Source organism: Streptomyces sp. L-9-10, from assembly GCF_004151105.1.
Lineage (GTDB): Bacteria > Actinomycetota > Actinomycetes > Streptomycetales > Streptomycetaceae > Streptomyces.
The window spans coordinates 1-221 of sequence record NZ_PHRF01000116.1; the positions used below are offsets into that span (position 1 = coordinate 1).

At 65.6% G+C, this 221-nt stretch carries 1 protein-coding gene; it reads right to left on the bottom strand.

The features are described from left to right. Positions 1 to 221, bottom strand: a 221-nt coding sequence (locus CU044_RS39775) for a hypothetical protein (RefSeq protein ID WP_129771476.1), incomplete at both ends; no start/stop codon positions are given.

The window sequence follows — 221 nt, forward strand, 5'->3', positions numbered from 1 at the left end:
ACCGACTCACCCGACCCGACCGACTCAAGATCAAGATCGACCAGACCGAAACAGCCCGGATTCTCCGACTGCGCCGACCGAACAAGACCCCGCACCGCAGCCGCCGCCACATCACGGCCCCCAACCGCACCCCGCGTCACAAACACAAACCGCGACCCCGCGAACCGCTCCTCCACCAAACGCTCCTGAAGCAACCCAAGCACCCGATGCGTCAACGCCCG